The 7,340-nt window shown below is 35.4% G+C and carries 3 protein-coding genes; all 3 read right to left on the bottom strand.

Annotated features, from left to right (window positions below):
- Positions 1-1,318, bottom strand: a 1,318-nt coding sequence (locus IRZ78_RS02165; protein WP_194614954.1) for a RagB/SusD family nutrient uptake outer membrane protein, incomplete at its 3' end; no start/stop codon positions are given.
- An 11-nt stretch (positions 1,319-1,329) separates the two neighbouring features.
- Entirely contained in the window at positions 1,330-4,671 is a 3,342-nt protein-coding gene (locus IRZ78_RS02160) for a SusC/RagA family TonB-linked outer membrane protein (protein ID WP_194614953.1), read from the bottom strand.
- Between the two features lie 25 nt (positions 4,672-4,696).
- Positions 4,697-7,297: a zinc-dependent metalloprotease gene (locus tag IRZ78_RS02155; protein WP_194614952.1), complete on the bottom strand. Its 2,601-nt coding sequence runs from the start codon at positions 7,295-7,297 to the stop codon at positions 4,697-4,699.
- Positions 7,298-7,340 lie beyond the last annotated feature (43 nt).

The raw sequence follows: 7,340 nt of genomic DNA, 5'->3' as shown, positions 1-7,340 counted from the left end.
ACAATTCAGGATTGTTTAAACGGGCATCAAGAGGAAATGGAAGCGTATAACGCGGATCATTTTCTATTAATGTATAATCCTGATCATTAAAAGTATGAATGATTTGTTTTTGAGTGGTTCTTCGCAAATCAAACCAACGGTGACCTTCTACAGCAAACTCACGTTGTCTTTCCTGAGTAATAAAATCAAGAAGCTGAGTTTGTGTCATAGCAGCAATCGATGAACTTAAGGCGTTAAAAGCCGTTGCAGTATATCTGTTTTTGATAAAAGTGATTACAGTTGTTCTCGCTGTTGGCAGATCGTTTAATTGTGCTGATGCTTCTGCTTTGGTTAAGTACAATTCAGCTGTTCTGAAAGTACATTTTTGAGCGATATCACCCCCTTTTCTGAATCTGTATCTGCTTCCGCTTGCCTGATAATACAAAGCAAAACGTAAGTCGTTTGTTTTATCATAAACCCCTGTTAAGGTTGGCGCAGCATAGGATGTCCCTTTTAAAAGATTAATAAAAGGATCCTCAAGCGCTAGTATAGATTCTGGTCCGTTATAAAGATTAGGCAAAGCAGCTGTTGTGTTTAAGTTGATTAAAGCACTTTTGTATGTCATGGCTTTATCTGCAGCTTCAATAGCTTTAGCCCATTCTTTTCTGTAAAGGAAAATACGAGATTCCATAGCATATAATGAAGCTTTAGAAAAACGGTAGTTTATACCCGCTGTTTGAGTATCTAAATTCAATAATTTTCTAGCCTCTTCATCATCAGATAAAATCTGGTCGTAAATAACAGCGACACTTTGGGGAACATAAGCCTGTTCTAAATCTATTTTTAAAGCTAATGGAACTCCTCTGTCTGTTGCAGCTGTTGCAGCATTATAAGGTTTACTAAATATGTTCAATAAGTCAAAGTAAGTTAATGCTCTTAATGCATAAGCTTCTCCAAGTAATTGATCTTTCTCTGCAGAAGGCGCTAATTTTGCGCTTGCTTCGTTGATGATCACATTCGTATAGAAAATTCTGTTGTACAAACCAGCATACGGAAAACTGTTTGTTGTTTTATCAGGATTGGCATCTTTCCAAATATAATGATCCCTGTAGAAAGTGGCATTATCATTAAATTCATCTAAAACCAATTCGTCTGCTCTAATAGCAGATAATGCTTTATGAATAGCTGTTATAGAATAGCCTTTTGTCATTATTGCTCTATAATCAGTTAAGGTTTCCGGAATTACTTTGCCAACCGGTTCAACATCAAGATAATGGTCGCAGCTTACAGTCGTAATGGCTACACCGGCAAAGAATACGTATTTTAATATATTTTTCATTTTAAATCAGATTAAAAAGTTAGGTTACATCCTAAAGAAATTGATCTTGGGATTGGTTGTGCATAGATATTTCCGAATGTTTCCGGGTCAAAGTAACCTTTATAATCAGAGCTGATTACAAATAAGTTTCTTCCTTCGATACTAAATCTAATGCTATCCATAAACAAAGTTTTTGTTGCAGTTTTAGGCAATGAATATCCTAAACGAACACTGCTTAAACGCATGTAACTCATTTCGTGAACCCAGGTATCCAGATAATTGTAAACATTAAGTGGTGCTCCGCCAGAATACCATTGGTATGCCATCCATGAATCTCCTGTTCCTGAAGTCTCACTGGTAATTCCTGGTATGTGTGAACCTGTATTAGTAGGTGACCATGCATTAAGAACATCTGTAGTGTAGTTTTGACCACGATCTAACGTTGTACCATTAAAATTTGGTTTCTCAACAACGGTTTGTTTAAGATTGAAAGTAGTAGCAATTGTAAGATCAAAATTATGAACTTTAAAAGTGTTGATAAAACCACCGGTAAATTTAGGATCTGCATCTCCAACATAACTAAACAAATCTCTTGTTTCTTCATCCGTAAGTTTTGATTGAGATAAAACGCCAGGGAAGAAATCTGCATAAGGATCAAAAAGACCAAAAAGAGTTTGTGTGCTTACAGTTTCTCCTTTTTTGTTTACAAATAAAGGGAAACCACTTTCATCAATTCCTGCTGTTTTTAATGCAAATACGGCATTAACAGGTAATCCTTCTCTTGATGGTAAATAACTATTAGATCTTGTCTGAATACGATCAACCTTGCTCTTATTGTGAGCAAAATTTATAGTGGTATTCCACTTAAAGTTCGGGCGATCAATGTTTCGTGTAGACAAAGCTATCTCATATCCTTTATTCGTTACCTGAGCCCAGTTAGCGTTTGTAAACTCAAAACCGTTTTCAACAGGAAGCGATTGTAAACCAATTAAATCGGTACTTTTTCTTCCGTAAACATCTGTTACAATACTAATACGGTTATTGAACAAACCAAGATCCATCCCAAAGTTGGTATTCTCTGTCTTTTCCCATCTTAATTTATCATTTGGAGGAGAAATTACATTAATAATAGGTTCTGTTTGCCCCGGTAAAATAACTACCGTTTTGTTTTCTCCAACTACATAGGGAGAAGTGTTTTTATCGATATTTCCTTGTAAACCGTAAGATGCACGTAATCGTAAATTAGAAACTACTTCATTACCTTTTAAGAAATTTTCTTCAGATACTGCCCATGAACCGGAAACTGCCCATAATGGTAAGTATTTGTATTTAGGATCTACACCAAATAAATCTGAACCGTCGTAACGAACACTTCCAAAGAAAGTATATTTTCTGTCATAAGTATAAGATGCTGTTGCAAAAAACGATGCAAATGCATTTTCGTTTTCATTCTTTAAATACGTTCTGTAGTTTGCGTCAGCTGCATAATTTTCAGTTGGAAAAACAATTTGAGTTGTAGTCAACGTTTTTGGGTCGAAACCAAAACCTTTTGTATTGATAGCTGTGCTTTTGTTTTTTCTTAATTCATTACCCACCATAAATTCTAACTCATGTTTTCCTCCAAGAGTGGTGCTATAGTTCACCATCGTTTTCCAGTTATATTGAAAAAAGTCAGTGTTTGAATTTTGAATAATTCCGCCAACAGGAAGGAAATAAGTATAAGCTCCGTTTGCAAATACACTTGTTTTTTCTCTTTCTTTTCGGGTATAGTAAGTGTCTTTACCGGCATATTTTTCAGAGGCATTGTTGTCAAACTGTAAACCAATTTGTGTACTTGCTTTTAATCCTTTTGTAATATTATAATCAACATCAAGCAATGCTTTTATAGATCTTGTTGTCAATTCATAATTGGTATTTTCTCTTTCTTCTAAGTAATTAAAAGGAATATATACTCTTCCGTTTCCATATCCAAGCATATCTTTATCATAATTATAACTTCCATCAGCGTTTAATGGCGTTAGATATGGATTTGCATTTCTGGAGTAATTAGCAGGATTGGTAAAAGTGTCTGTATCTGAAATATAAGATGATTTCTTGCTTTGCGTACCAAAAATTCCAACACCAACATGCAATTTATCGGTTACATCAAAGTTGTTTTTTAAGGTAAGGTTGTATCTGTCAAAACCAGTTCCTATAGTAGCACCTTCTTCATTGTAAGCTCCTAAAGAGAAATAGTAATCAGATTTTTCTCCACCACCAGATAAACTTAATGTATACTGTTTATTGATAGCACTTCTGTACAATAAATCACCCCAATTAGTATTGACATTTCTTAAAGCGTTGATTGAGTTTTGTGTTGCTGGACTTAGAGACGAAAAACCTCCCGATCTGTAGGCTCCTAATTCATTAGCCTGATTAAGAATACGGGAAATTTCTCCATTACCGTCTCTGTAAGTCAAATTCTCTCTTGAAGCCAGCGAAAGTTCAAAATCTACTTTTTGAGAAGAATTTAAAAGGTTTAATTTAGAAAAATCAGGTTTTTGAGTCACGAAAGTATTTACATTCAAATCTACTTTCATACTTCCTTTTTTTCCTTTTTTAGTCGTTACCACAATAACTCCGTTTGCAGCTCTTGCACCGTAAATGGCAGTTGCAGCAGCATCTTTTAATATGGTAATATCTTTAATATCTTCAGGATTTAAACCTGCGATAGAAAAATTGCTCAATACGTCAATATTGTCTTTGTCGTAGTTTTGAGGAACATCATTTCCTTCAAGAGGTAAACCATCTAAAACCCATAACGGATCCTGTGCACCATTAAGAGATGCTGTACCACGAATTCTGATTTTTGAGATCGTTCCCGGAGCTCCTGTTTGTTGTGTTACGGCAACACCCGCAACCTGACCAATTAACATTTGATCCAAACTCGCCACACCCGCTTGTTTGATATCTGCCATTTCAACTTTTGCAACAGCTGAAGTCAGTTTTCTTTTTTCGATCTTTTGGTAACCTGTAACTACAATTTCTTTTAATTCGCTTACGTCAGATTTTAAAGAAATAGTATATTGGTTTTTATCTGTAATATCAATTGTATAAGGCAAATATCCCATATAGGAAACTCTTAAACTTTTGATGTTACTGTTGATTTTGAATTCGAATGCACCATCAAAATCAGTTACTGTACCTAGGCTTGCGCTCGTGATGACCCCTTTTTGTTCTGTGTTGTTGGATATAGAACTGTTCTCGACATAAACAGTAACTCCCGGTATCGGCAGTCCGTCTTTGGCGTCCAGTACTTTTCCTTTAATAGTCCTTTCCTGCGCATACCCCGAGAGGGCAAGTAGGAAACTCAGCATGTAAAATAAATTCTTCATTGGTTTGTTTTTGGATTGTGTTAAATTATAGTGTGTTGTTTAATGCTTTTTCGATACGTTGAATGAGGTCGAAATAATGGTTTTTCGTTTCCTGATTGCCAATGTTTCTCTTTGTTTTCAATAATTGCAAAATCTGATTTAATTCGCCTTTTTTATCAGATGTAACTTCAGAAACTCTTTTCAGAGCCGACTGATTAATATTACGTGCCATTTTAGATTCCTCTAAATAATCACATAAATGAGGCATGCTTAATGTTTCTTCTAACTGAATAATTTTTTTAGTATCTGTTTTTTCAAAAAGTTTGTTGGTAGAAACAATTAAAACATCTACATAGTTTTTCTGTGTCATACGCTCCATAATCGTAAGTGATTTGTTTTGGATCGTAGGAGCAAAAATGCTTTGGTGTACTGTTTTGAATAATTGTGTTACCGTGAATACATTTTCTTTTACCTCGTTACGCTGATACAGTTCGTTTTCTGTCATTCGCAATAAACGATCGTCACTTAACAGATTGTATAAAACTCCATATTGTAATTCTCTTGCCAATGTATAAGGCGTGTATTCGTAAGGCCCAAGAGGTGAATCTTTCAACGGATTTGTTTTATCCAAAATCGGGTTAAAAAACAGCCATTCCGGAAGTTTAATACTATTGTTTAATAAGTAAGAAACCGCTCTTTTCTGGATCGCAGCCGGAACCGCTACATAACTTTGTTTGTTATCACCATGAACTGTAGTATTCAAATAAATACCACCAACATTGGTTAATACATGATAGTTGTACAAATTCCATTGGCCAATTGCACCAATATATAGTTTACCCGTTTGGTAATAAGATTCATCCTTATCATACGTCCATTCCAGGATTTTTCCAACAACTCTTTTTAAGTTTTTAAGTCCGTATTCGCTGGCTTTCATAGCGTCATCACCCAAATCTTCAGATTGTGAACGAGGATCTATTGTACTGTCACCGTCTTGTTGTTCTCCGTAGAAATAAACAGGATCATTTTGGTGTTTCGAGATCAGGGCGTTCAACGCATTGTGTTCTTCTGTTTGATCTGCATACCATCTGTAACCCCATTCGATAGCATATTTATCGTATTCACCAATTTTTGGCGTGATAGCTTCTACATTATCTTCCGGTTGAGCGATATAATTGTAACGTGCATAATCCATGATCGAAGGAGCAGTTCCTCCCATTTTTGCTGTAAAAGCTGGTGATCTTAATGATTCTACCGGATAAGCAAATGAAGCACCCATATTGTGTTTCAAGCCAAAAGTGTGTCCAACCTCATGAGACGATACAAAACGAATTGCTTCTCCCATGTGTTCATCGCTAAATTTGTTGCCTCTTGCTTTTGGGTCAATTGCTCCGGTCTGAATGCGCATCCAGCTTTGTAATGAAGTCATTACATTGTGCCACCAGATAATATCAGATTCAATAATTTCACCGCTTCTTGGGTCTACAACCGCAGGTCCCATAGCATTTGATTTTGGCGAAGCCACATAAGTAATCACGGAGTAGCGTACATCATCAATATCAAAATCTGTATCTTCTTCTGTAGGTTCTTTTGCGATAACGGCATTTTTAAAACCTGCTTTTTCAAAAGCGGCCTGCCAGTCGCGAACTCCTTCTATAATATAAGAGCGCCATTGTTTTGGTGTCGATGGATCGATATAATAAACAATAGGCTTTTTAGGTTCTACCAATTCGCCTTTTTTGTATCTTTCGATATCTTCTTTTTTAGGCTCTAATCTCCAGCGCGTAATCAGTTCTTTTTCGAGCATGGCATGTTGATTATCACTAAAATACCAGTGTTTCTCAGAGAAATACCCAACACGTTTGTCGGCAAAACGAGCCTGCATAGGTACTTTATCCAATAAAATAATATTAGAAGTAACACCAATTGTAACCGAAAGGGCAGGACCGCCTTCAGCAACAGAAGTAGTCAGTTGCGATTTTACGACAATATTTTTAGGAAACGTTTTCACATTTTCTATATACGAAAGTTCAGATTTTACAGATCCTCCAAAACCAATATTGCTTAACACATCATTAAAACTTTTTTGTTTTCCGTCGAAAACCTTATTGGCTTTGATTACTACTGATGTCGAATCATTGTTTTTGGTTTCGATATCAAAAACTTCGATAATCGATTCTGAGAAATTGCTGTTGACAGATTGTGTAATAGCATCTCCAACCGGCGATGAAACTTTAGGTACAGATGATTTTACCCAAACTTTTTTGGCAACAAGATCTTTATGAAACGTGATGATTTTATTCTCGTAATTCATTCCTTTATTTAAACCTGCATCATTAACAGGTAAAGGAACATTTGAAATTTTATTGACAACCAAAAACTCTCTTTGAAACAATGAATCATTGATCTCCAGGTAAAGGTCTGTTTTTACCTGAATGGTATTGAACAATCCTTTTTTGAAAGTCCCTTTTTTGATAAGGTCATCATATTTTTGTCCTTTCGAATTTTTTAATGAATCCTTAACTTGTTCTGTTTTGTCTTCTTTATTCTTTTTATTCTTTTTTTGAGCCATCATAGTACTAGTATTCAGTACCAATACCACCAAAGCGATATTTTTTAGACTTCTCAACAATGCCTTTTCTCTCATAGAAAGTTAAGTTTAGGTTAATTTTTGGCTAAAAATATTGCAT

It is taken from the genome of Flavobacterium sp. CSZ (genome assembly GCF_015350725.1).
GTDB lineage: Bacteria > Bacteroidota > Bacteroidia > Flavobacteriales > Flavobacteriaceae > Flavobacterium.
The sequence above is the reverse complement of the archived record's forward strand: the minus strand, read 5'-3'. Positions and strand labels throughout refer to the sequence as shown.